Source organism: Actinomadura sp. WMMA1423, assembly GCF_006547145.1.
Lineage (GTDB): Bacteria > Actinomycetota > Actinomycetes > Streptosporangiales > Streptosporangiaceae > Spirillospora.
Window position 1 is genome coordinate 8,338,563 of record NZ_CP041244.1, and the last position, 22,577, is coordinate 8,361,139.

Sequence of the window (22,577 nt, forward strand, 5' to 3'; positions counted from 1 at the left end):
CTACGCCCCTCCCGGGCGGAGGCCGTCGAGCATCCCGAACCGGTACAGCAGCCACAGCAGCGGATCCTCCGCCCGGTAGGGCCGGACGCCGCCCGCGCCGACGCGCCCCTCCTCCGGGACGCCGCCGAGCGACGACAGGCCGAACAGCGCGTGGTCGGCGTACTGCTGCCCGAGGTAGGTGTCGAGCTGCCCCGCCTGCCAGTCGTGCAGCAGCGCGCGGACCTGCTCGTGCACCGCGTCCCTGTCGTCGAGGTCGAGGACGCCCTGCCCGGACCGCGACCGGTGAAGCGCCGACTGGCGCAGCAGCCCCGGCCGCAGCACGTCGATCTTGGTGAGCGCGACCGCGGCCGGGACGGGCAGCGGCTCGCCCGGACGGGTGCCGTGCCGCAGCCGCAGCGCCTCGGTGACGCGGGCGATGACGTCCAGCGGCTCCCCGCCGTCCCCGGGGGCGCGGGGGCCCGGCACGGCGTCCCGGACGCCCGCACGCGCGCCCGGCAGCTCCAGGGGGTCGACCAGGAAGATGATCGCGTCGGCGGCCTCCAGATACCGCAGGTGCAGGTCGGTGGCCTCGCGGCTGCGCAGGTCCTCGCCCGCGGTGTCGAACAGCACCAGCGCCAGCGAGTCGTTGCGGGGCCGGGAGAAGCGGCCCCTGCGCGTGCGGGTGAGCAGGTACACCAGCGGCTCGCGCGGGCCGGTGGCGGCGCTCGGCGTCGTCGGCAGCAGCCGCCGCTCCTCCAGCAGCGGCCTGGCGAAGTCGCGCTTGTACCGCTCGATCGTCCGGTCGTCGCACGCGACCAGCGACGCGTCCAGCTCCGTCCCGACCCGGTTCATCAGCTCGTGCAGCAGGACGGCGATGTAGGTGCTCTTCCCGGCGTTCTTCGCCCCGACGAGCGCGACGATCCGGCCGGGGGAGTCGCAGTACGCCGACGGCAGCGGGTTGTGGCACTCGGGGCAGGCGCGGTTCCCGGTCGGCACGCCGCACGCGGGGCAGTCGGCCCGCCCCTTGCGCCCGGACGCGGCGAACACCGGCGGCAGCGACGCCCCCGCCGTCGACCCGGTGTAGGCGGCGAGCCTCTCGTCCAGGACGGGGATGCAGCCCTGCCGCCGCCCCGCCTGCCCCCGGCACCGGAACAGGATCCGCTGCGGCGCGACCGAGGCGAAGCAGTAGGGGCAGGTGACTCCCTGCCGGGACGGCACGCCGGGGATCGCCACCCGGGCCAGGGGCCTCGTCATCAGGGGACCTGCAGTCGGCGGACGGGGGGATCGCTCAGCTCGACGGTCTCGTCGTCGGCGAAGCAGCGCAGCCAGTACGGACCGGGCGCGCGGGGCGCCCCGAGGGACAGCTCGCCCGGCACGGGCACCTGGTCCCACGCGCCGAGCGTCTCGCCGTCGGCGGCGCGCTGCGGCATGACCCGCCCGGCGCGCAGCACCAGCGACAGCCGCGCCACCCGCAGCGGGCGGGACGAGGTGAGCCGGATCGTCAGCGACCGCCGCCACGGCGGGCCCGAACGCAGCACCTCGTACCGGACGACCGTGGTCGCCGCGACCTCGGCGGTCACCGGCGGGCCGGTCACCCGCGCGCCGCCCACCGTCCCGGCGGCGGCGACGGACAGCTCGACGGGCTCGTCCTCGGGGACGGGCAGCCGGATGCCGCCCTGGGTGTCGTAGGCGGCCCGCGTGACGCTCTGGGCGGCCCGGACCGGGGCGTGCGCCGGGTCGGCGGCCTGCACGGGGTCGCGACCGATCCGGTAGGCGAGGTCGACCTCGGCGACGTCCGGCGGCCAGTCGAACCCGACGTGCACGTACGCGCCGCGCCGCTCGGCGACCAGCCGCCGCGGCGGCGGCAGGTTCACGTGCCGGTGGTAGGCGCCGATCGCGGCCGTGCCCTCCGCGACCGTCACCGCGAGGAGCCAGCCCCCGGCCCCGGGCCGCGCGGCGAGCCCGCCCGGCACCGCCGTGCACGCCAGCCGCCGCGTCTCGCGCCGCACCTCCTCCAGCGGGACGAGGGCGCTGCGCGGCCACGGCGGCGGCCCCTCGCTCAGCACCAGCTCGACCGTCCCGTGCGCGGGCGGATCGAACCGGGCCCGGACCAGCCCGGGGTCGGCCGCGTCGGTCTCGGCGGTCAGCTCGTACACCGGTTCGGGCGGCGCGGTCGGCGTGGCCGACGCGCGGACCCCGTCCGTCACGACCTCTCGCCCGGCCTCGTCGAGGTAGACGGCGGAGATCCGGTAGTGGTGCGTCCGGCCGTTCGGGACGCGCTCGCGGAACCCGTCCCGGCCTGCCGCGACGGGCTGCCCGTCACGGACCACGACGACCCGCGCCGCCTCCGTCGGGCACCGCCACCGCCCGGTGACCTGCCCGTCCCCGGCGGTCAGCTCGACCTCGCCCGGCTCCGGGCGCACGACCGCCGGCCCGGCGACCCCCGGTTCGGCGGCGGCGTCGCCCCGCACCGCGAACACCCCGTAGTACAGCGGCACGTTGACGGGGGGACGGGTGTCCAGTGCCCCGCCGAGGGCCGCGCCGTCCCGCGGGTCGCGCGGGGCCCTCCCCACCTGCCGGACGACATGGTGGACCATCTCGCCGCCGGTGGACGGCGAGTCGTCCCAGGACACCCGCACCGACGGGCCGTCCACGTCGAGGCGCACCGCCGGAACGGGACGCGGGGGCAGGCGCCGCAGGCGGGCCGTCGCCCCCGGCAGGTCGCGGACGAGGCGCAGCGCGTCGGTGAGCATGCCGTAGGCGCGGTCGGGGTCGGGCTCGGCGGACGCGGCCTCGCGCAGGCGCAGCGCGGTGGCGAGGCGTTGCCGGGCCTCGGCGGCGAGCACCTCCTCCTCCGGCGGCTCGGCCCCCGGGGACGGGGGCGGGACCTGCGCCGCGTCGGCCAGCTCGGCCGCCGCGTGCACGTCGCCGGCGTCCAGCAGCGCCCGGAGCCGTCCCGCGAGGCCGCCGCCCGGGTCGCTCTCGCGCGCGACGGCGAACACCAGGCGGCGGGCGTCGCCCTGCTCGACGCCCAGCTCCTCGACGGCGAACCGGAGCAGGGCGCGCTCGGACGCCCGCTGCCGCAGCCGCTCGCGGAGCCGGTCGGCCACGTCGAACAGCAGCAGCTCGGGCAGGTCGGCGTCCGAGCGCAGCGCGGCCAGCACCGTGTCGGCGTGCGTGGTGCTGGTGTCGCGGCTGCGGCGCGCCCACTCGGCGCCCGCGGCGGCGACCGCGTCCCCGTCCGGGTGCAGGCCGCCGTGCTGGACCGCGAAGCCGTCCAGGACGCGGAAGGGGCCGGTCAGGCGCGCGCCGAACAGGAAGTCGGCGAGGTGCCGCTTTCCGAGGACGTCCAGCGACTCGCGCACCTTCCGGTAGGCGGGGTAGGGCGCGGCGGTCGGCAGCCGGTCGGGCTCGCGGATCTCGACGCCGTCGGACGCGGCCAGCTCCGCCAGCTCGGCGGCGCGCACCCCGGCGGTGCGGGCGATGCCCTCGACCTCGGCGGGGGCCGCCATCCGCAGGATGCCGGCGGCGTCGGCGACGCGGGCGCGGGCACCGCCGAGGCGCCGCTCGGCGCGCTCCCGGCCGCCGCGCAGCCGCGCCTCCAGCGGACGCAGGTCGCCGCGCTCGGCGGCGGTGAACAGCGGCACCAGCTCGCGGTGCTCGGCCTCCAGCCGGTCGATGAGCGTGCGGTACTTCAGCTGCCCGCGCGCCCGCCGCCAGCACTGGCGGACCTGCTTGACGCGCGCCGCGACGGCGGCGGCCTCCAGGGGGCCGTCCAGCGCGTACCGGGCGCGCAGGTCCTCGGGCGGCCGGCCGCCCGCGGCCCGCGCCGGCTCCAGCACGTCCCGCCGGTAGTCGTCGTCGAACGCCACGGGCGCCTCCAGGGGGTCCGCCGCCCGCTCAGCTGACCTGCACCCGGGAGAGGGCCTTGCGGGAGCGCTCGACCTCCTCCTCGGACATGCCGCCGACGTCCACCTTCAGCTCCAGCCGCTCGCCGGTCTCCTTCTCCACGGCCGTGACGTTCAGCAGGCCCGAGGAGTCGAGCGCGAACGTCACCCCGATCGGCCAGCCCGCCTTCTTGCCCGGCGGGACGCGGATCTCCCCGGTCGCGATCTCGGTGTTGTCGATCAGGTCCGCGGACTCCACCACGCCGGCCTGCTCCATCACCCGGATGTCGGCCGAGGCCTGGTCGTCGTAGACGGTGAAGAAGTCCTCGGTCCTGGCGGCGGGGAGCTCGTCGTTGGCGTGCACGAGGTGCGCGACGGTCTCGGCGCCGCTCTCCCGGTCGACCACCACGATCCCGAACGCGTGCGAGGCGACCGTCCTGATCTGCCGCCCGGCGATCTGCCGCTGCTGCTCCGCCGACAGGCCCGCCCGGTTCGCCATCTCCTCGGCGCGCTCGGCGGCGCCCTCGCGCACGAGCCGCCGGTAGGTCTCCTCGAACGCGTACAGGGCGGCGCCCTTGGCGACCGCGAGGTCGGGGTCCTGGATGCGGGGGGTGATGGCGAGCTCGGTCGCCAGCCGCGAGGCGACCACCGGCATCTTCGTCGAGCCGCCGACGAGGACGAGGTCGTCGTAGTCCTCCACGCCCTTCTCGGCCGCGGTCGCCAGCGTCCGGCCCGTGATCTCCACGGTGCGGTCGAGGAGGTCCTTGGTGAGCTCCTCCAGCTTCTCGCGCGTCACCTCGACCGCGGCGACCCGCCCGCCGTGCATCACCCGGACGGTGTGGGACGTGCGGGTGGTGAGGGCCTTCTTGGCGTCCTCGGCGTCGCGGCGCAGCTGCTGCTCGGTCTGCCGGTCGTCCAGCGGGTCGCCCGCCTCGGGGTGCTCGGCGCGGAACCGCTCGGCCAGGTGCTCGACGAGCCGCTCGTCCCAGTCGGCGCCGCCGAGCTCGTGGTCGCCGTCGGTGCACACCACCTCGATGTGGCCGCCGCGCAGCGCGATGACCGTCGTGTCGAACGTCCCGCCGCCGAGGTCGTAGACCAGGATCGTCCGGTCGGACTCGGGGTTGAGGACGCCGTAGGTGATCGCGGCGGCGATCGGCTCGGAGACGATGTCGATGACGTTCAGCCCCGCGATGCGGCCCGCCTTGCGGGTCGCGTCCCGCTCGGCCGCGCCGAAGTAGGCCGGGACGGTCACGACCACGTCGCGGGCGTCCTCGCCCGTCGTGGTGCGCGCGTCGGTCGCCAGCTTCAGCAGGATGAAGGCCGACACCTCCTCGGGGGTGAAGTCGATCCCGTGGATGGGGCGCGTCACGTCGCGGCCCATGTCCCGCTTGATCAGGCTGACGACGTTGTCGGGCTCCAGGACCGCGGTGTCCTTCGCGGTCTGGCCGACGACGACGTTCTCGCCGCTCTCGAAGAACACGACGGACGGGGTGGTGTCGGTGCCCTCCAGGTTCCGCAGGACCGCCGGACGGCCCACATCGTCGATGGAGGCAATGCAGGAGTACGTGGTTCCCAGGTCGATCCCGTAGACGGCCATGTCCCTCTCACCCGCTGTTCGTCGTCTGTCCGTTGTGCGACGCCTCGCCGGCGGACGCCGGCTCGGCGGGCCCGGCGGCGGACGCCGGCTCGGCGAGCCTGCCGACGCTGACCGCCGCCTTGCGCAGCACCTTCCCGCTCTGCTCGAACCCGTCGGACTGCACGGCCGTGACGGTGCCGTCCGCCACGGGGTCGTCGACCGGCGTGACCGCGACCGGCCGGTGCCGGGACGCGTCGTAGGGGGCGCCCGGCTCCACGGTGAAGCGCTCGACGCCGAGCCGCGCGAGCGCGTCGGCGACGTCGTCGGCCACCGCCGCCAGCAGCACCGCCGTCCGCCGCGGGTCGGGCGCCTCGGAGAGGCCCGGCGCGCGGAGCCGGTCGGCCTCGCGGCGCGCCTGGTCGTGCAGCCGGTAGAGCGCCGCGCGGACCGGTTCCAGCATCGCCTGCAGCTCACCGCGCCGCAGGCGCTGGTTCTCCTCGTGCAGCCGGTCGATGACGGCCTCGCGGTGCGCGGCGCGCTCGTGCTCGCGGTCGAGGCGGGCGGCGAGCCCGGCGAGCGCGTCCCGCACCTCGGCGCGCAGCGCGGCACCGGCCGGCGCCGCCGCGCTCCCGGCGTCGCCGGCGTCCTGCACCGCGTCCCCGGCGGGCTCGGGCTCCGGCTCGGCTCCGGAGTCCTCGCTGACTGGGGGTTCCCCGTCCCTCGACACGTAGAGTCACCTTAATGATGGGCGGCAGGAGACGTCAGGCCAATCGATGACCTTCACCGGACTCTAGTTTGACCCGTACCCGCCCTTCCAGCACCGACTTTCCGTGCCGCTTTCTTGGGACGACACGTATGGGTAACACGGAGGAAACGGGGGTCGCCCAAGCTGGAGACCTCGCACGGAGACTGGAGGTGGCGATGTTGCTGCGGATACGGGTGCGCCTGCCGGACCGTCCCGGATCGCTGGGGCAGGTCGCGCGCACCCTCGGCGCGGCGGGCGCGGACGTCGTCCAGATGGCGGTCCTGGAACGCGGCAACGGCCGGGCGATGGACGACTTCACCGTCGCGTGGCCCGCGGGGGCGGGCTCCGAGCGGCTGGCCGCGGGCCTCGGCTCGGTGCCGGGGGTGGAGGTCGCCGGGATCTGGCCGACCGCCGAGCCGCAGGGCGCCCACCCGGACGCCGCCGTGATCGGGCAGGTCGCGGCCGTTCCCGAGCGCGGGCTGGAGATCCTCGCCGACGCCGTCCCGGCCGTCCTCAGCGCCGACTGGGCCGGCCTCGCCGAGCTGGAGGGGGAGGGCGAGGCGGTCCTCGTGCACGTGAGCGCCGGCGGCGGGCCGGACGCCCCCCTGCCGGACCTGCGCCCGCTGCGTCCGCGCGCGTTCACCGCGCCGGACGGCACGGAGTTCGCGGTCTGCCCGCTGGCCACGGGCGAGGTCGCGCTGGTGGTCGCCCGCACGGGCGCGCCGCCGTTCCACCGGACGGAGGTGTTCAGGCTGGAGCAGCTCGCCGGGGCGGCGAACGCCGTCCTGTACCGCGACCGGCGCGCGGCCCCGCTCTGAGCCCGCGCCCCTCCGGCCCCGCGCCGCCCCGGCTCCGCGCCGGTGTCACCCCAGCAGGGCGAGGACCGCGTCCAGGTCGGTGAGGCAGGCGTCGGAGCCGAGCCCCTGCGCGACGGTGGCCGCCGCGGCGGTGCCCCAGCGCGCGGCCTCCAGGACGTCCTTACCGTGGGCCAGGCCGGTGATGAACCCGGCGCAGTAGGCGTCGCCGCAGCCGGTCGTGTCGACGACCTCGACGGGCAGGGCCGGGAGCCGGTGCGCGCCCTCGGCGGTGGCGACGAGGCTGCCGTCCCCTCCGAGCGTCACGACGACCGTGCTCGGCCCCCGCGCGAGCAGTGCGGCGGCGGCCTTCTCCGGGTCGTCCTCGCCGGTCATCAGGGCGGCCTGCTCGCCGTTGGGCAGGAAGTGGTCGACGTGCGGGAGGAACGCGGCGGCGCCGGCCAGCAGGTCGGACATGTTGGACAGCAGGTCCATCGTGACGACGGTGCCGGCCGCGCGGGCCGTGTCGAGCATGGCGAAGAACGCGGGGTCGTTGAGGCCGAACGTGACGTCGGGGCCGCCGAGGTGCACCGTGCTCGCCGCGCCCAGCAGGCCCGGCCCCACCGCGCCCGCCGTGAGGGTCAGGTTCGCGCCCGGGACGTGGAAGCTCGGCCGCCCGCCGTCCGGCCGGATCGGCAGGATCGAGGCGCTGGTCTGGTCGGCCGTCCGCCGGACGAGCCCGCGCACGTCCACGCCCTCGCGCGCCATGATCCGCACCAGCAGGTCGCCGAGGTCGTCGTCGCCGATCGCGCCGACCGAGACGACCTCGTTGCCGAGCCGGGCGAGGGCGACGGCGGTCCCCGCGGCGGCGCCCGCCGCGGTCACGCGGATCCGCTCGACGACGACGGTGTCCTGCCCGTCCGGGATGCCCTCCACCGGGCGGGCGAGCACGTCCAGGATGTGCGCGCCGAGAGTGACAACGGTCATGACCGGCCCCTTAGTGATCGTCAGGGCCGTAGCGTACGCGGTGCAGGCCACAAAATGTGAGAGGTATTCGCATGTTGCTGAGGGACGAGCGGGACGCGCTGTGCGCGATCGGCCGGCGGCTCGCCGCCACCGGGCTGGTGACGGGCGCGTCGGGCAACGTCAGCGTCCGGTCGGGCGACCTGGTCGCGGTCACCCCGGGCGGGATGATGCTCGACCGGATGGAGCCCGCGGACTGCCCGGTCGTGAACATCGCGGGCCAATGGGTCGACGGGGACAGGGCGCCGTCGTCGGAGACCCCCATGCACCTCGCCCTCTACGAGGCGACCCCGGCCGCCGCCATCGTGCACACGCACTCCACCTACGGCGCCGTGGTGGCGACCACCATGCCGGAGCTGCCGCCGATCCACTACAACACGCTGCTGCTGGGCGGCGTGGTGAAGGTCGCCGAGTACGCCACCTACGGGACGCCCGAGCTGGCCGAGAACGTCCGCGCGGCCATGGCGGGCGGCAAGCGCGCCGCGCTGATGGCCAACCACGGGGGCGTCGCGATCGGCCGCGACCTGGAGGAGGCGTACGAGAACGCGCGCCTGCTGGAGTGGCTCTGCGGCGTCTACGTCCGCGCCAAGGCGATCGGCGAGCCGCGCGTCCTGACGGAGGAGGAGCTGGCGAAGGTGGTCGAGCGGGGCCTGGCGCCGCCCGAGTTCCCCCGCGTGTAACCTAACGCTTGTTAGGCCACTCTGGGAGGTCCGCCTTGCCCTTCGTCCTGGTCGACAAGCCGCGCCCGAGCGTCACCCTCATCACGCTCAACCGGCCCGAGCGCATGAACGCGATGGCCTTCGACGTGATGGTGCCCTTCCGGGAGGCCCTGGAGGAGGTCAGCCGCGACAACGGCACCCGCGTCGTCGTCATCACGGGCGCCGGGCGGGGGTTCTGCTCCGGCGCCGACCTGGAGAACCCGGGGAACATCCCGGGCATCGACGGCCTGACGCTCCCGACGATCGCGCTGCGCTCGATGGAGCTGCTGGACGACGTGGTGCGGGCGATGCGGCGCGTCCACCAGCCGGTCATCGCGGCGGTCAACGGCCCGGCGATCGGCGGCGGCCTGTGCCTGTCGCTCGCCGCCGACATCAGGATCGGCGCGGACACGGCCCTGTTCCGCGCGGCCGGCATCAACAACGGTCTCACCGCGAGCGAACTCGGCCTCAGCTACCTGCTCCCGCGCGCGATCGGCGCGTCCCGCGCGTTCGAGCTGATGCTGTCCGGACGCGACGTGGAGGCGGCCGAGGCCGAGCGGATCGGCCTGCTCTCCCGCGTCGTCCCCGGCGACAAGCTCCTCGACGCCTGCTACGAGCTGGCCGAGCGCATCGCCGGGTTCAGCCGCCCCGGCACCGAGCTGACCAAGCGCATGCTGTGGTCGAGCCTGGACGCCGCGAGCCTGGACGCCCACATGGGCCAGGAGGGCCTCGCCCAGCTGTACGTCCGCCTCACCACCCACAACTTCGAAGAGGCGATCAAGGCCCGCCGCGAGCACCGCCCCCCGGACTTCCAGGACTGACGCACACCGGCCGCGTCCGCCACTGGTACGACCACGCCGCCGCCCCCAGCGCCGGGCCGTAGACGGCGAACGCGCCGATCCCGCACGCCGCGACCGTCCAGCCGGACCAGCCGCTGATGATGCCGTCGTGCGGGAGGCCGCCCAGCCCGAGGACGGGCGGCAGCAGGTACGCGACGGAGCCGACGACACCGTAGGGGCCGAGCGTCATGGCGCCGAGCCAGGCGGGTGCGAGCGGCAGCCACCGCGGCACCCTGCGCCCGGCCAGCGGCGGCGCCCACCGCGGGAAGACCTGCCCCCAGGAGTGCGTGAGCCCCATCAGCAGGAAGACGCCGGCGAGCGCGGCCAGGGCGGTGAAGTCCAGCCCGTACCGCTCCAGCGTGAGGACCAGCCCGGACGCGCCGTTGCGCTCGAACTCGGCGACGACCCGCTCGCCCTCGATCCCCGCGAACGAGCCCCCGAACGCCCACGTCGTCTTCATGGCGACGTAGGGCGCGAACCCGAGCACCCCGCCATAGGCGGCCCACCGCACCCCGCGCGGCGCGGAGGACACGGGCGCCGGGGCCCTGACCGTCCCCGTCTCGGTGTGAGCCCGGCCGCACCGCTCGCACGTCCCGGCCGTGCGGCGCTGATAGGCCAGGGCCGTCCCCGCGAGCAGGGCCGCGCCGACCGCGCACAGGGCCTCGACGCCGAACCTCGGCCAGTCGTCGACCGTCCCGTCGAAGACGAGTTGCAGGGCGTTCATCACGAAGCCGAACGTCCCGGCCGCCGCCACCGCGCACGCCGTCCAGAGCCCGGTGATCGGCCACCAGCGCGGCATCTGCCGCCCGATGCCCCGGACGCTCGACACCGCCATGATCCCGCCGACGCCGAGGAGCGCGGCGATCACCCATCCGGCCGCCCGCGCGCCCGCCGGCGGCGACCCGGTCTCTCCGCCGCCCGCCCAGTAGACGGCCACCCCCACCGCGACCACCGACCACGCCCCGGCCGCGTACCCCGACCAGCGCGGCCACCGCCTCCCGACCGATTCCATGGGAGGAGCCTCTCCGCGCTCCCGGTCGCGGCGCCTCCCGCCGGGGGGCGAACGCCCTACCCCGCGCGGGGGAGCGGCGTGGCAGGGTGAGGGGGTGCCGAAGCTTGCGCCGGACGAGGCGCGCCGCCTGCTGACGACCGTCCCGGTCGCGCGCCTCGCGACCGTGGGGGAGGACGGGCGGCCTCATCTCGTGCCCGTGACGTTCGCCGTCCACCGGGGCGCCGTCTATACGGCCGTCGACCACAAGCCCAAGAGCACCCGTGAACTGCGGCGGCTCGCCAACATCCGGGCCAACCCGCGCGTCGCGCTCCTGGCCGACCACTACGAGGACGACTGGGACCGCCTCTGGTGGGTCCGCGTCGACGGCCACGCGACCATCGTGGCCGACCCCGCCCGCATGGCCGACCCCGTCCGCCTCCTGGCGGACCGCTACCCCCAGTACCGCGAACACCTGCCCGAGGGCCCGCTCATAGCCATCACCATCGAAGCCTGGACGGGCTGGACCGCGTCCTAAAGGGAGCGCTGGAAGGTGGTGACGGCGTCGGCGACCTTCTCGGGGAACTCGACGTGCGGGTGGTGGCCGGCGCCGTCCAGTAGGACGACCTTGCCGTTCAGCTTCTGGGCGACCCACTCGGCCTCGGCCGCCGGGTCGGGCCAGTCGATGTCGCCCGTGCCCATGATGACGAGCACGGGCGCCTGCACCCGGTCGAGCCGCGCCTCGGACTCGGCGTGCGACATGCTCAGGTACTCCGCGATGACCTTCTCGCGGCCGGGCTCCTTGAGGTTGGCCTTCAGCTTCGCCTTGTGCTCGGCGAAGTCGGCGGGCGGCTTCGGCTCCCACTTCGGGTAGTAGGACATGTAGAGCGGCAGGGCCAGGCCGGGGACCCGCATGAGGGCGGTGGTCAGCTTCTGCGCGACCCCGCCCTTGCCGTCGCGGACGAACGGCGCCGCGAGCACGAGCCCCTTCACCAGTTCGGGCGCCTCGGCGGCGACCCAGACCGCGGCGGCGGCGCCGTTGGAGCATCCGTAGACGAGCGCGGGGCCCGCGTCCAGGTGGCGCAGCAGGGCCAGCAGGTCGTGGGCCAGCGGCGTGCTCCCGTACTCGGGCCACCGCGCGCTGGTCTCGCCCATCCCGCGCTGGTCGACGGTCACGACCCGGTACCCGGCCTCCAGCAGCCGCGGCTTCAGGAACCGGTACTGCGACCGCAGTTCGAGCATCGAGGGGAGGCAGACGACCAGCGGGCCGTCGCCGTCGTCGTCGTAGGCCAGCCGCCCGCCGGGAAGGTCGAGGAACCGTGTCTCGCTCATCGCGCGCTCCTTAAAGCTCTGTAGCTCCATGGCTAATGAGATTAGCCTCGGGGTGAGCGAGAGTCAAGAGCGGTGCTCTCGCCGAGGTCAGTCCCAGGCCTGGCCGAGCCGCGCGAGGTCGGCGGCGTACTCGATGCGGCGGGACCACTCGTCCGGCCAGGCGTCCATGCCGAGGTGCGCGCCCGCGAACGCCCCGGCCAGGCAAGCGATCGAGTCGGAGTCGCCCGAGCTGGCCGCGCCGCGCCGGATCGCCCCGACCGGGTCGTCCGGGAACAGCAGGAAGCACAGCAGGCCGGTGGCGAGCGCCTCCTCGGCGACCCAGCCCGCGCCCGTGGCCGCGCAGGGGTCGGACGCCCGGTCCGCGCGCGCGACGGCCTCGTCCAGGCGGTCGAGGACGTCCAGGCACTCGTCCCAGCCCCGGGCGATGAACGTCTCGGGCGTGTCCATGCCGGGCCGCTGCCACAGGGTGCCGAGCCAGCGCTCGTGGTAGACGGCGCGCTGGTCGTGGCAGCGGGCGCGCAGCGCAGCGGGGAGGTCGGAGGGGGCCGTCCCGTCGGCCAGCCACCGGACGGCGAACGCCGTCAGCTCGCTCGCCGCGAGCCCTGTGGGGTGGCCGTGGGTGAGCGCGGCCTGGAGCTGGGACGCCCCGGCCCGCGTCTCGTCCGACATGCCCGGGGCCAGGCCGACCGGCGCGACGCGCATGTTGGCGCCGCACCCCTTGGAGCCGCTCACGGTGGCCTCCGCCCAGGGCCTTCCCGCCGCAAGGCCCCGGCACGCGTTGAGGCAGGTGTTCCCGGGAGCGCGGTCGTTGTCGGGGCTGTTCAGCCAGTCGACGAAGCGCCGCCGCCACATCGGCGTGACCAGGTCGGGAGTGAACGGGGGGTTGGCCAGGGCGTCCAGCAGGCCGAGGCCGACCGCGATCGCCATCTGGGTGTCGTCGGTGACCAGGGCCGGATCGCCGTCGAGCCCCGCCGGCCCGTGCTCGCCGAACCGGCGGTGGATCTGCTTCATGTTCAGGAACTCGGTCGGCGCGCCCATCGCGTCCCCGTACGCCAGCCCGAACATCGCCCCGCTCGCCCTTCTCATGGGCGGCATTCTTCCCTAATCGGTACGGGCGTCGCGGTAGCCGCCGGGCGTCATGCCGTAGCAGCGGACGAACCAGCGCGTCAGGTGGCTCTGGTCGGCGAAGCCGGTGCGGGCCGCCACGTCCGCGATGGGCTCGCCCCGCGCGAGCAGCCGGCGGGCGGCGCGCAGCCGCAGCTGGCGCTGGTAGTCGCTCGGCGCCATCCCGTACTGCCGCCGGAACCCCCGGTACAGCGCGAACCGGCTGCACCCCGCCGCCTCCGCCAGCGCGTCGGCGCCGATGTCGTCGCTCCAGGAGTCCTCAAGGCGCTGCCGGGCCCGCTCGACGAAGCCGCCGGCGCGCGCCGCGCGCGGCCGCCGCGTGGCGGCCCGGGCGACCATCGTCCCGACGGCCGCGGTCAGCAGCTCGTCGCGCCGCAGGGCGGGCACGCCGCCGAGCAGGGCCGCGTGCAGGGAGCGCAGCGTCCTCGCCAGGGCGGGATCGGGCACCACGGGGGAGTCGAACAGCGGCAGCCCGACCGGGCGCTCGGCGATGTCGGCGAGCACGCCGGAGATCAGCTCGGCCCCGATGTGGACGATCCGGTACGTGAAGCCGAGCTCGTCCGCGGCGTGGCCGTCGTGCGGGTCGTCGGGGTTGAACGCGAGGACCATCCCGGCCGCGCTGGTGTGCGCCCCGCCCCGGCACCGGAACGCCTGGCAGCCGTCCTCGGTGACGCCGAACGAGTACGTCTCGTGGCTGTGCCGGTGGTAGACGTGCCGCTCGAAGTGGGCGTGCATCGCCTCCAGGGGGCGGTCGGGCGAGCGCCAGTACTTGCTCCACTCCACGCCTCCCAGTCTGGCGCACGAGCGTTCAAGACGGCGCGGCCGGGCCGGCGGCAGGGTGGCCCGCATGCGCTTCGACACCAAGATCGGGATTGTGGTCCGGGACGACCTCGCCGCCTGGCAGCGGCTCAACGTGACCGCGTTCCTCGCCGGCGCCGTGGCGGGCGGCGTCCCCGGGATCATCGGCGAGCCGTACGAGGACGCGTCGGGCAACACCTACCTGGCGATGTTCCGGCAGCCCGTCCTGGTCTACGAGGGCGGCGCCGAGGCGATCGCGAAGGCGCACGCCCGCGCCCTGGCCCGCGAGATGGACGCCGCCGTCTACATCGAGGACATGTTCAAGACCGACCACGACGAGGGGAACCGCGCGACCGTCCGGGCCGTGACCGCCGAGGAGATGCCCCTCGTCGGGTTCGCCGTCCACGGCCCGCGCAACGGCGTGGACAAGGTCCTCAAGGGGCTGCGGCTGCACCCGTGAGCCCGGCCAGCTCCGCCAGGCGCCCGCGGTGCCGGTCCGGCGACCCGAACAGCTCCCGGGACGACCGGGCCCGCTTGAAGTACAGGTGCGCGTCGTGCTCCCAGGTGAACCCGATGCCGCCGTGCAGCTGGATCGCCTCGCCCGCCGTGTGGCAGAAGGCCTCCGAGCAGTACGCCTGGGCCAGCGCGGCGGCGGCGGGCAGCTCCCGCGGGTCCTCGTCGGCGGCGGCCGCCGCGTTCAGCACCGCCGACCGCGCCGACTCCACCAGGACGAACATGTCCGCGCACCGGTGCTTGACCGCCTGGAACGAGCCGATCGGACGCCCGAACTGGTGCCGCACCTTCGCGTACTCGACGGTCATGTCCAGGGTCCGCTGCGCCCCGCCGAGCTGCTCGGCGGCCAGCGCCACGGCCGCGACGTCGAGGGCCCGCGCCAGCGCCCCCGGCCCGCCGACCCTGCGCGCCGGGACCCCGTCCAGCTCGATCCGCGCCAGCCTGCGCGTCTGGTCGAGCGTCGGGAGGGCCTCCCGGACGAGCCGCGCCGCGTCCTCGACGGCGTAGACCCCGACCCCGTCCTCACCGCGCGCCGCCACGAGGACGAGGTCGGCGATGTGCCCGTCCAGCACGTAGTTCTTCGTCCCCCGGAGCACCCCGCCCTCGAACGAGGCCCGCACGGCACCGGGCTCCCAGGACCCGGCGTCCTCGGCCACCGCGAGCGTCGCGATCACCGACCCGTCCGCGATGCCGGGCAGCAGGTCGTGCCCGCCCTCCCCGGCCTCCAGCGCCGCCGCCGCCGTGATCGCCGCGAGGAAGGGGGCGCACACCACGGCCCGCCCCATCTCCTCGAACACGACGGCCAGCTCGCGCACCCCGAACCCCGCGCCGCCGTGCTCCTCGGAGATCGCGAGGCCCTGCAGCCCGAGCTGCTCGGCCATCTGCCGCCACACCTCGGGGTCGTGGCCCTCGGCGGTCTCCATCAGCCGCCGCACCTCGGAGCCGGGGGACCGGTCGGCGAAGAAGCGCCGCAGCGCGTCCCGAAGCTCCTGCTGCTCCTCGGTGAGCCTCATCCGGCGTCCTCCCGCACGTGTCCCAGGGTTACCAGGTCATCGTGCCGCAATCCGGGCGCCGGCCTCCCCGCCTTTCCCATCCACCGGGACCGTCAGGGCGCCCAGTCGTGCGGCCCGAGCACGTACCCCTTGCTGGTGGAGTGCAGATGGTTGATCGACACCAGGTGCCCGAGGGCGGCCCACAGGTCCTCCTCGGGCGCGTCGACGAGCGCGCCGATCGTCTCGAAGTCGGCCGCGCCGCGCTCCTTGTCGATCTCCGCCACGGTCTCGTACACGGCCAGCTCGAAGTCCGACAGCTCCTGCACGTCCCCACGCGGAACATCTCGCTCATCCATAGAGGTCCCGTGCCCACTCCGGCCGGGTTCTATCGATCTCCCCGCGACCGCGACCCCACCGGACCGCCGGCGGTGCCGTCACCTTCGGCGGCGGGGCATGCCGGCTGGATCTCGTACTGCAGTCGGAGGACGGCCTGGACCAGGGGCGCGAGCGTGGGCGGCGGCGGCCTGGTCGAGGGCTTCCCGCAGAGCCGTGACCTTCCTGATCGTCGCGGCCCTCGGCGTCCTCGCCTTCGGAGGGGTGTTCGCCGCGATCACCTACATCGCACCGATGATGACCGGGGTCAGCGGCTTCGCCGAGTCCTCCGTCACCTGGCTGCTGGTGGTCCTCGGACTGGGCATGGTGGCCGGGAACCTCGGCGGCCGTTACGCGGACCGCAGGCTCATGCCGATGCTCTACACCGCCCTGGGCGGCCTGGCGCTGGTCCTGCTGCTGTTCACCTTCCTGGCCTCAGGCAAGAGTCGGCCACCGGGGGTGAGGTCGCAGATACCCGCCGCGACACTCCTGCCCGGTCTCCCTGTCACCGCGATGCGCACCACCGTAGGCTGAGATGGAGAGCCGCAACTACGATCTGTATGCGAAAGGTGGCGCTCTGCTTATAGGCTCGTTCGCGAGGAAAGGAGCAGGGCATGACTGTGATGGTTCATGAGCCTCTGTCGTACGAAGACGCTGATGTCGTCCTGGAAGGTTTCCTCGCCCTCGACACCCCGGAGGGCTTCCGAGCCGAGCTGATCGACGGAGAGATCGTCGTGACCCCACCCCCCCTTGGCGACCACGAGGACTGGATCGCCGAGCTCTCATTGCAGATCGTCCGTGACACGCCGCGCCGGTTCCACTGGGCGGGCCAGAAGGGCCTGATCCTCCCGGGAGGCGACGGGCACCGGGAGAGCCGCGTGATACCGGACATGGTCGTCGCTCCCGCCGAGTTGCGACTCTTTCGTGGTTCCCCCGAGTGGATGCCGGTCGAGCCCGACGGCATCGCCATGGTGGTGGAGGTGACCTCCTCCAGGCCCCAGAACGACCGGAATGGCAAACGCTACGGGTACGCCCGAGCCGGTATCCCGCTCTACCTGCTGATCGACCGGGGTGAAGAGCGAGCGGTCCTCTTCAGCGGACCCGACGGCAAGGACTACGGGCACATCGACCAGGTGCCGTTCGGTAAGCCACTGCCGCTGCCGGAACCGTTCGAGATCGAGCTGGACACCTCCGCGTTCGGCTGAGGTCGCGGCGCGGTTCCGCGGCGGCGCGTCCGGCTGTCACAAGGTCCGGTGGTGCGTCGTCCCCCTGGAGGAACGTGAACCAGAAGGAGACGCTCATGAAGGCCGTACGCATCCATCAGCCCGGCGGTAGTGACGGGCTGGTGTTCGAGGACGCGCCTGTGCCGAGTCCGGCCACGGGCGAGGTCGTGGTCCGGGTGCACGCCGCCGGGTTCGTCCCGGACGAGCTGGACTGGCCCGGCACGTGGGTCGACCGGGCCGGGCGCGACCGGACGCCGTCCATCCCCGCGCACGACGTCGCCGGAGTGGTCACCGATGTCCGTTACGGCACCGCCGGGCTGGCCGTCGGCGACCGCGTCTTCGGTCTGGGCGACTGGCACCGCGACGGCGCGGCGGCCGAGTACATCGCGGTCGAGGCGCGAAACCTCGCGCTGATGCCCGAGTCCCTGACGTACACCGAGGCGGCGGCGCTGCCGCTCTCCGGTCTGACCTGCTGGCAGGGGCTCTTCGTCCACGGCGGCCTGGAGTCGGGTCAGACCGTGGTCGTCCACGGCGGCGGTGGCGGCACCGGGGCCCTCGCCGTCCAGCTGGCCCGGCAGGCCGGAGCGCAGGTCATCGCCACGGGACGCGGCCGGGCGGCCGGCCTCGCGATCGAGATGGGCGCGCACACCTTCGTCGACCTGGAACGGCAGCGCTTCGAGGACGCCGTCGAACCGGTCGATCTGGTCTTCGACACGATCGGCGGGGACCTGCTCGCCCGGTCGGCGGGCAGGGTGAAGCCGGGAGGCGCACTGGTCTCGATCACCGCGCCACCTCCGGTCGAGCCCGAGGGCGGGCGCGCCGTCTTCTTCATCGTCGAGCCGAACCGCGACCAGCTCGCCGAACTGGCGAAGCGCGCCGAATCCGGAGGACTCCGGAACCACGTCGGGGCCGTCTACCCCCTGGCCCGGACGCGCGAGGCGTTCCAGGCCAAGCGGAACGGCCTCCCAGGCAAGGTCGTCCTGGAGATCTGATCCGACCAATGGGCCCGCGCCACTCCACGGCGCGGGCCCTCCCGCTGCTACTGCGCGGTTGGCCTCCGTCCACGACGATGAGGGCCGTTGCCGGCCATGTCCGGCTTGACCAGGTGTGCGCCGCCGCAGCGGGTGGCGAGCACGTCCAGGCGGTCGGACCACCGCGCCCTCGCGACGACGCGGACCGGCGAGGTGGGTGGGCCTTTGATTGACTCGTCACCGTGCCAATACGCTGGGTGTGCCAGCCTCGGACACTACGATCCGCATGCGAAGGGTGACGCTCTGCTTGCAGGCTTGTGCGCGAGGTAGGGAGCAGAGCATGACTGTCATGGTTGATGAATCACCGACTCAGGGCGACAGCGGCCTCCTCGACAGATTTCTCGCCCTCGACACCCCCGAGGGTCTCTCCGAGCCGAACTGATCGACGGGGAGATCGTCATGTCACCGCCCCCCGGTAGCAGGGCGCTGGAGCTCGAGCGGTTCGAGCAACGGCAAGCCGAGGCGGTGACCATGCAGACGTTCAGCGTCGGGTCGAGCCTTGGGTGGGCGCTCCTCGTCTACCGCGCCGAGCCGGAGTCGTGGGCGCGGAGGTGCTCGCGTTTGGGTGTCGGGGTCGGGGTCAGCCGTAGCGCTTCATCTCGTGGAAGAAGTCCGGGACGGTGTTCAGCGCACCCGACGACGCGACCTGGTCGTAGACGTACTTGGCCACGGCCAGGTCCAGGACGCCCAGGCCGAACGGTGAGAAGACGACCGGCCTGTCGGCGGGCGGGGTCGTCTTGCCCGTCAGGACGTCGTAGAGGGTGCCCGCGACGAAGTCGCGGTCGCCCACCTCCTGCTCGGCCAGGTGCGGGGACGTGTTGGCCTTCATGCAGTGCTCGACGTCGTCCACGACGTTGTAGGACGCCAGGATGATCTCGGGGGAGAGGTCGCGCAGCGACACGTGCAGGACGAGGGGGTTGTGCGCGAACCAGGCCGGGTCGGTGACGTGCGGCTCCCCGGCGACGGTCGCGAACACGACCAGGTCGGACGAGCGGATCAGCGACTCGGCCGAGTCGTGGATGGTGATCTCGCCCTTCTCGGTGCGCTCCAGGTACCCCTGGAAGCCCTCGGCGTGCTCGCGCGAGAGGTCGTGGACGCCGAGCTCGTCGAAGGCGAAGCCGTTGCCGGCCAGGTAGGTGTGGATGTAGCGGGCGATCAGCCCGACCCCGATGAAGCCGACCCGGCGAGGGCGGGAGCCGCGGCGGTCGGCGAGGGCGGCGGCGGCCAGCGCGGCGGACGCGGCGGTGCGGGCCGCGGAGATGATGGAGCTCTCCAGGCACGCGAACGGGTAGCCCGTCTCGGCGTCGTTGAGGATCAGCACGGCCGACGCGCGCGGGATGCCGCTCGCGACGTTGCCGGGGAAGCTGGAGATCCACTTGATGCCGTGCACCCCGACGTCGCCCTTGACCGACGCGGGCAGGGCGATGATCCGGTCGGACGGGCGGTCCGGGAAGCGCAGGAAGTAGGAGTCGGGGTTGACGGTCAGGCCCTCGCCGTGCAGCCGGTAGGCGGCCTCCACCATCCGGGTGACCTCGGCCTCCCGCCCGGCGACCGCCTCGTGGACCTGGGCGCCGGAGACGACGGCGAACGTGGGGGCCTGCGTCATGAGCGGAACTCCGTCTTTCTGTAGATGATCAGTCGCCGAGGATAGCCGCGGGGTCGCCGAAGTGCTCCCGCAGCCAGTTCTCCTCGTAGATGGAATCGAGGTAGCGCTCGCCGAGGTCGGGGGCGATGGCGACGGCCACGGGGTCCTCGCCGGGGTACTTGGCCTCCAGCCAGCGGGAGGCGCCCGACACGACGGTGCCGGTGGAGCCGCCGAACAGGAACCCGCGCGACGCCAGCGCGTGCACGGTCCTGATCGTGTCGGTCTCGGGGACGTGCACGACGTCGTCGATGTAGGACTCGTCCACCAGCGCCGGCTTGCTGCTGGTGCCGAGGCCCGGCACCATCCGGCGCTCGGGGATGCCGCCGAAGGTGACCGAGCCGACCGCGTCCACCGCCACGATCGTGACGGGGCGGCGGTGCTCGCGGAAGTAGCGGGCGCAGCCCATCAGCGTGCCGGTCGTCCCGGCGCCGACGAACAGTACCTCCAGGTCAGGGAACTCGCGGTCGATCGCCGGGGCGGTGCCGCGGTAGTGCGCCAGCCAGTTGTTCCGGTTCGCGTACTGGTTCAGCCACACGTACCCGTCGCCGGACTCGCACAGGTTCCGGACGTAGGCGATGCGCCCGCCGAGGTAGCCGCCGTTGGCGTCCCGGTCGGACACCACGCGGACCTCCGCGCCGAGGGCCCGCATGACCCGCATCGACGCCGGGTTGCAGCGCGGGTCGGTGACGCACACGAAACGCAGGCCGCGGCTCGCGGCGATCAGGCTGAGCGCGATCCCGAGGTTGCCCGACGAGGACTCCACGATGATCGAGTCCGGGGTCAGCGCGCCTTCCCGCTCGGCGGCCTCCACCATCGCCGCGGCCGCCTTGAGCTTCACCGAACCGGCGAAGTTGAAACCCTCGCATTTAAGGTAGAGCGGGCGCTCGATTACATGCCGAAGGTCGACGTAAAGGTCGTCGACATTGAATTCCTGCGGCGAGGTTATTATCGGCACGCTGCCACCCTGAAATGAAGAAGCAATTCCCTCGTCTTCCCCCGAAGTTCGCCGCGGGCTTCACGCCAGAGCCATGGCGGAGCATCACGGTACCTTCGCCCATCTTGCTGCCGCAACCCCCTGATTACCCGCCGGTAGGGCAGAATGCGTGGTGCTTCTGCCGGGCCGGACTTAGGCTATGGCGGCCGCTTGTTTTCCTGTTACAGCGGAGAAGTCCTACAACACGGAGAGTAAAGATGAGTGCTCGCGGACCCGCCGTGGACCGGCTGCCGTCCCAGGCCGGGCTGCCCGCCCTGGACGTGCCCGCGGCGCAGGCGGAGCGCGCCCGCGAGCTCGCCGCGCGGCTCGGGATGGTGCGCGAGCGGGACGTCGACCTCGCCGACCCGGTCATCGCGCGGGTGGAGCGGATCGCCGCCGAGCGCGACCGCCCGGCCGTCGCCGACGAGCACCGGTCGCTCTCCTACGGGGAGCTGGCCGCCGAGGCCCGCCGGCTGGCCGCGCTCCTGGATGACGAGGGCGTCCGCCCCGGCACGGTGGTCGGCGTGGGCGGCGGGCGCTGCGCGGGCGTCATCGCCGCGTTCCTCGCGATCGAGCTGGTCGGGGCCCTGTACGTCCCGGCCGACGAGACCTGGCCCGCCGGGCGCGTCCGCGACGTCCTCGACCAGGCCGGCGCCTCCTTGTTGATCACGGTGGACCCCCGAAACCGCGGAGCGGCCGGGGGGTGTGGGGGGTCGTCCCCCCACGGTGACGCGCACCGCACAGCGCCGGCGCTGCTTGAGGGGGCGGCCGAGGCGGGGTGCCGGGTCGTCGCGGCCTCCCGGGCGGACGGCCTCGCGCCCTGGTCGGGCGAGGCGCGCCTGAGCTCGCCGGACCAGCCGCGGTACGTGCTGTTCACCTCGGGTTCGACGGGCCGCCCCAAGGGCGCGGTCGTCGAGCACCAGGGCATGCTCAACCACCTCTGGGCCAAGATCATCGACCTGGAGCTGACCGGCGGGGACGTGGTCGCCTTCACCGCCCCGCTGGGCTTCGACATCTCGATCTGGCAGATGCTCTGCCCGCTGCTGATCGGCGGCCGGGTGGACGTCGTCGGCGACGAGACCGGCCACGACCCGGTCGCGTTCGCCCGCGCGGTCGACGCGCAGGGCATCACGGTCGTCGAGCTCGTCCCGACCATGGTCAGGCACCTGCTGGACGACCTGGCCCCCGGCGCGCCGGCGTCCGGCGCGGGCCGCCCGCTGCCCGGCCTGCGCTGGATGATCGCCACCGGCGAGGAGCTGCCGGGCGAGCTGGCCCGCCGCTGGCTGGAGGCGGTGCCGCACGCCCGGCTCCTGAACGCCTACGGCCCGACCGAGTGCTCCGACGACGTCACCCACCACACCGTGACGGCCGGTGACCTGGGCCTTCTCCGCCTGCCGATCGGCACCCCGGTCGTCAACGCGCGCCTGTACGTGCTGCGGTCGCGGGACGACGGCACCTGGTCGGCGTGCGACGTGGGCGAGACCGGCGAGCTGTTCGTCGGCGGCGTGGTGGTCGGCCGGGGCTACCTCGGCGACCCCGAGCGGACCCGCGAGGCGTTCTACCGGGACCCGTTCGGCGCGTCCCCGACCGGGCGCCTGTACCGGACGGGCGACGCGGTGCGGCTGCTGCCGCCCGGCGCCGGCGGCGAGGACCGCCCCACCCTGCAGTACCTGGGCCGCGTCGACCGGCAGGTCAAGATCGCCGGGGTGCGGATGGAGCTCGGCGAGATCGAGGCGGTGCTGGCCCGCCATCCGGGTGTGCGGGCCGCGGCGGTGGTCGTGCACGAGTACCCGTCCAGGTAGCGGGCCCGCCCTTCACCGAGCGTGATCGCATTGACCGGATTCGGTTGCCAACCTTTGTCGTAGGCCGAGCGTCCCGCCGCCGAGGCCGCCCTGACAGCCGATGGTTTTGTCACTCCTGTTAGCAATGGGGTGCCCCAAGTTCTGCTTTTGAGGGGATTGCGAGGCATGTGACCGGCTGGTTGACTGTGACCCCGCTACTCCTGAGTAGAACGCGGGACGCGGGCGGAAGACGGGCAAGGGCG

The 22,577-nt window shown here is 74.0% G+C and carries 22 protein-coding genes; 9 read left to right on the forward strand and 13 right to left on the reverse strand.

The window, feature by feature from the left end:
• The 4 genes from FKD65_RS38600 to grpE are packed head-to-tail and all read right to left on the reverse strand — an operon-like array spanning position 1 to position 6,169.
• Positions 1–1,233, reverse strand: coding sequence for a GTPase (locus tag FKD65_RS38600; protein ID WP_141584234.1), 1,233 nt, complete (start codon positions 1,231–1,233; stop codon positions 1–3).
• Positions 1,233–3,851 (reverse strand): hypothetical protein, encoded by a 2,619-nt coding sequence (locus tag FKD65_RS38605; RefSeq protein WP_141584236.1) that lies wholly within the window; start codon positions 3,849–3,851, stop codon positions 1,233–1,235. Before FKD65_RS38605 ends, FKD65_RS38600 begins: the two co-directional genes overlap by 1 nt.
• Positions 3,852–3,879: 28 nt before the next feature.
• Complete coding sequence (locus FKD65_RS38610; RefSeq protein WP_141584238.1) at positions 3,880–5,463, reverse strand: Hsp70 family protein; 1,584 nt, start codon at positions 5,461–5,463, stop codon at positions 3,880–3,882.
• A gap of 7 nt (positions 5,464–5,470) precedes the next feature.
• Positions 5,471–6,169 (reverse strand): nucleotide exchange factor GrpE, encoded by a 699-nt coding sequence (gene grpE / locus FKD65_RS38615; RefSeq protein ID WP_141584240.1) that lies wholly within the window; start codon positions 6,167–6,169, stop codon positions 5,471–5,473.
• Between the two features lie 194 nt (positions 6,170–6,363).
• Between grpE and FKD65_RS38620 the strand changes: the two genes are divergently transcribed.
• Entirely contained in the window at positions 6,364–7,005 is a 642-nt protein-coding gene (locus FKD65_RS38620; protein ID WP_141584242.1) for an ACT domain-containing protein, read from the forward strand.
• 45 nt (positions 7,006–7,050) lie between these two features.
• Here the strand turns inward: FKD65_RS38620 and FKD65_RS38625 are convergent, their stop codons facing one another.
• Entirely contained in the window at positions 7,051–7,968 is a 918-nt protein-coding gene (locus tag FKD65_RS38625; protein ID WP_141584244.1) for a carbohydrate kinase family protein, read from the reverse strand.
• Between the two features lie 71 nt (positions 7,969–8,039).
• Here FKD65_RS38625 and FKD65_RS38630 point away from each other — a divergent pair, with 71 nt between their 5' ends.
• The gene (locus FKD65_RS38630) at positions 8,040–8,684 is read left to right on the forward strand and encodes a class II aldolase/adducin family protein (RefSeq protein WP_141584247.1); all 645 of its coding nucleotides are present in this window, start codon (positions 8,040–8,042) and stop codon (positions 8,682–8,684) included.
• 35 nt (positions 8,685–8,719) lie between these two features.
• Positions 8,720–9,523 carry an enoyl-CoA hydratase gene (locus FKD65_RS38635; protein WP_141584249.1) on the forward strand — a complete coding sequence of 268 codons (804 nt, stop codon included), beginning with the start codon at positions 8,720–8,722 and terminating at the stop codon, positions 9,521–9,523.
• On the opposite strand, the gene FKD65_RS45180 is transcribed toward FKD65_RS38635, so the two are convergent.
• Positions 9,480–10,553: a hypothetical protein gene (locus FKD65_RS45180; RefSeq protein WP_205718406.1), complete on the reverse strand. Its 1,074-nt coding sequence runs from the start codon at positions 10,551–10,553 to the stop codon at positions 9,480–9,482. The genes FKD65_RS38635 and FKD65_RS45180 overlap by 44 nt on opposite strands.
• 94 nt (positions 10,554–10,647) lie before the next feature.
• On the opposite strand from FKD65_RS45180, the gene FKD65_RS38645 reads away from it, so the two are divergent.
• On the forward strand, positions 10,648–11,067 hold the full coding sequence (locus FKD65_RS38645) for a TIGR03668 family PPOX class F420-dependent oxidoreductase (RefSeq protein ID WP_240809813.1): 420 nt from the start codon (positions 10,648–10,650) through the stop codon (positions 11,065–11,067).
• Here the strand turns inward: FKD65_RS38645 and FKD65_RS38650 are convergent.
• The 3 genes from FKD65_RS38650 to FKD65_RS38660 form a co-directional block, all read right to left on the reverse strand.
• The gene (locus tag FKD65_RS38650; RefSeq protein WP_168221316.1) at positions 11,064–11,861 is read right to left on the reverse strand and encodes an alpha/beta fold hydrolase; all 798 of its coding nucleotides are present in this window, start codon (positions 11,859–11,861) and stop codon (positions 11,064–11,066) included. The genes FKD65_RS38645 and FKD65_RS38650 overlap by 4 nt on opposite strands.
• Before the next feature lie 87 nt (positions 11,862–11,948).
• On the reverse strand, positions 11,949–12,947 hold the full coding sequence (locus FKD65_RS38655; protein ID WP_240809814.1) for an ADP-ribosylglycohydrolase family protein: 999 nt from the start codon (positions 12,945–12,947) through the stop codon (positions 11,949–11,951).
• A 15-nt stretch (positions 12,948–12,962) separates the two neighbouring features.
• The gene (locus FKD65_RS38660) at positions 12,963–13,769 is read right to left on the reverse strand and encodes an AraC family transcriptional regulator (RefSeq protein ID WP_240809815.1); all 807 of its coding nucleotides are present in this window, start codon (positions 13,767–13,769) and stop codon (positions 12,963–12,965) included.
• Between the two features lie 64 nt (positions 13,770–13,833).
• Here FKD65_RS38660 and FKD65_RS38665 point away from each other — a divergent pair, with 64 nt between their 5' ends.
• Entirely contained in the window at positions 13,834–14,244 is a 411-nt protein-coding gene (locus FKD65_RS38665; protein ID WP_141584255.1) for a DUF2000 domain-containing protein, read from the forward strand.
• Here the strand turns inward: FKD65_RS38665 and FKD65_RS38670 are convergent.
• Positions 14,219–15,310, reverse strand: a complete 1,092-nt coding sequence (locus FKD65_RS38670; protein ID WP_141584258.1) for an acyl-CoA dehydrogenase family protein — start codon at positions 15,308–15,310, stop codon at positions 14,219–14,221. The two genes, FKD65_RS38665 and FKD65_RS38670, sit on opposite strands and share 26 nt — an antisense overlap.
• A gap of 92 nt (positions 15,311–15,402) precedes the next feature.
• A complete protein-coding gene (locus FKD65_RS38675) occupies positions 15,403–15,615 on the reverse strand; it encodes a hypothetical protein (RefSeq protein ID WP_240809816.1) in 213 nt (70 codons plus the stop codon).
• 223 nt (positions 15,616–15,838) lie between these two features.
• On the opposite strand from FKD65_RS38675, the gene FKD65_RS38680 reads away from it, so the two are divergent.
• The 3 genes from FKD65_RS38680 to FKD65_RS38690 all read left to right on the forward strand — a co-directional run bounded on the left by FKD65_RS38680 (position 15,839) and on the right by FKD65_RS38690 (position 17,876).
• A complete protein-coding gene (locus FKD65_RS38680) occupies positions 15,839–16,195 on the forward strand; it encodes a hypothetical protein (protein ID WP_205718408.1) in 357 nt (118 codons plus the stop codon).
• A gap of 80 nt (positions 16,196–16,275) precedes the next feature.
• Entirely contained in the window at positions 16,276–16,866 is a 591-nt protein-coding gene (locus tag FKD65_RS38685; RefSeq protein ID WP_205718409.1) for a Uma2 family endonuclease, read from the forward strand.
• Positions 16,867–16,961: 95 nt separating this feature from the next.
• Positions 16,962–17,876 (forward strand): NADP-dependent oxidoreductase, encoded by a 915-nt coding sequence (locus tag FKD65_RS38690; protein ID WP_141584262.1) that lies wholly within the window; start codon positions 16,962–16,964, stop codon positions 17,874–17,876.
• Positions 17,877–18,495: 619 nt separating this feature from the next.
• Here the strand turns inward: FKD65_RS38690 and sbnB are convergent.
• Complete coding sequence (sbnB, locus tag FKD65_RS38695) at positions 18,496–19,521, reverse strand: 2,3-diaminopropionate biosynthesis protein SbnB (protein WP_141584264.1); 1,026 nt, start codon at positions 19,519–19,521, stop codon at positions 18,496–18,498.
• 28 nt (positions 19,522–19,549) lie between these two features.
• Positions 19,550–20,515 carry a 2,3-diaminopropionate biosynthesis protein SbnA gene (gene sbnA / locus FKD65_RS38700; RefSeq protein WP_141584266.1) on the reverse strand — a complete coding sequence of 322 codons (966 nt, stop codon included), beginning with the start codon at positions 20,513–20,515 and terminating at the stop codon, positions 19,550–19,552.
• Between the two features lie 236 nt (positions 20,516–20,751).
• On the opposite strand from sbnA, the gene FKD65_RS38705 reads away from it, so the two are divergent.
• Positions 20,752–22,335, forward strand: coding sequence for an amino acid adenylation domain-containing protein (locus tag FKD65_RS38705; protein WP_141584268.1), 1,584 nt, complete (start codon positions 20,752–20,754; stop codon positions 22,333–22,335).
• The last annotated feature ends 242 nt before the right edge of the window (positions 22,336–22,577 follow it).

Coding starts and splice junctions, on each gene's coding strand:
- FKD65_RS38630 (WP_141584247.1), top strand. CDS start 8,040: ATGTTGCTGAGGGACGAGCGGGACGCGCTGTGCGCGATCGGCCGGCGG.
- FKD65_RS38625 (WP_141584244.1), bottom strand. CDS start 7,968: ATGACCGTTGTCACTCTCGGCGCGCACATCCTGGACGTGCTCGCCCGC.
- FKD65_RS38610 (WP_141584238.1), bottom strand. CDS start 5,463: ATGGCCGTCTACGGGATCGACCTGGGAACCACGTACTCCTGCATTGCC.
- FKD65_RS38665 (WP_141584255.1), top strand. CDS start 13,834: ATGCGCTTCGACACCAAGATCGGGATTGTGGTCCGGGACGACCTCGCC.
- FKD65_RS38650 (WP_168221316.1), bottom strand. CDS start 11,861: ATGAGCGAGACACGGTTCCTCGACCTTCCCGGCGGGCGGCTGGCCTAC.
- FKD65_RS38670 (WP_141584258.1), bottom strand. CDS start 15,310: ATGAGGCTCACCGAGGAGCAGCAGGAGCTTCGGGACGCGCTGCGGCGC.
- FKD65_RS38690 (WP_141584262.1), top strand. CDS start 16,962: ATGAAGGCCGTACGCATCCATCAGCCCGGCGGTAGTGACGGGCTGGTG.
- FKD65_RS38685 (WP_205718409.1), top strand. CDS start 16,276: ATGACTGTGATGGTTCATGAGCCTCTGTCGTACGAAGACGCTGATGTC.
- FKD65_RS45180 (WP_205718406.1), bottom strand. CDS start 10,553: ATGGAATCGGTCGGGAGGCGGTGGCCGCGCTGGTCGGGGTACGCGGCC.
- FKD65_RS38620 (WP_141584242.1), top strand. CDS start 6,364: ATGTTGCTGCGGATACGGGTGCGCCTGCCGGACCGTCCCGGATCGCTG.
- FKD65_RS38600 (WP_141584234.1), bottom strand. CDS start 1,233: ATGACGAGGCCCCTGGCCCGGGTGGCGATCCCCGGCGTGCCGTCCCGG.
- FKD65_RS38705 (WP_141584268.1), top strand. CDS start 20,752: ATGAGTGCTCGCGGACCCGCCGTGGACCGGCTGCCGTCCCAGGCCGGG.
- sbnB (WP_141584264.1), bottom strand. CDS start 19,521: ATGACGCAGGCCCCCACGTTCGCCGTCGTCTCCGGCGCCCAGGTCCAC.
- FKD65_RS38655 (WP_240809814.1), bottom strand. CDS start 12,947: ATGAGAAGGGCGAGCGGGGCGATGTTCGGGCTGGCGTACGGGGACGCG.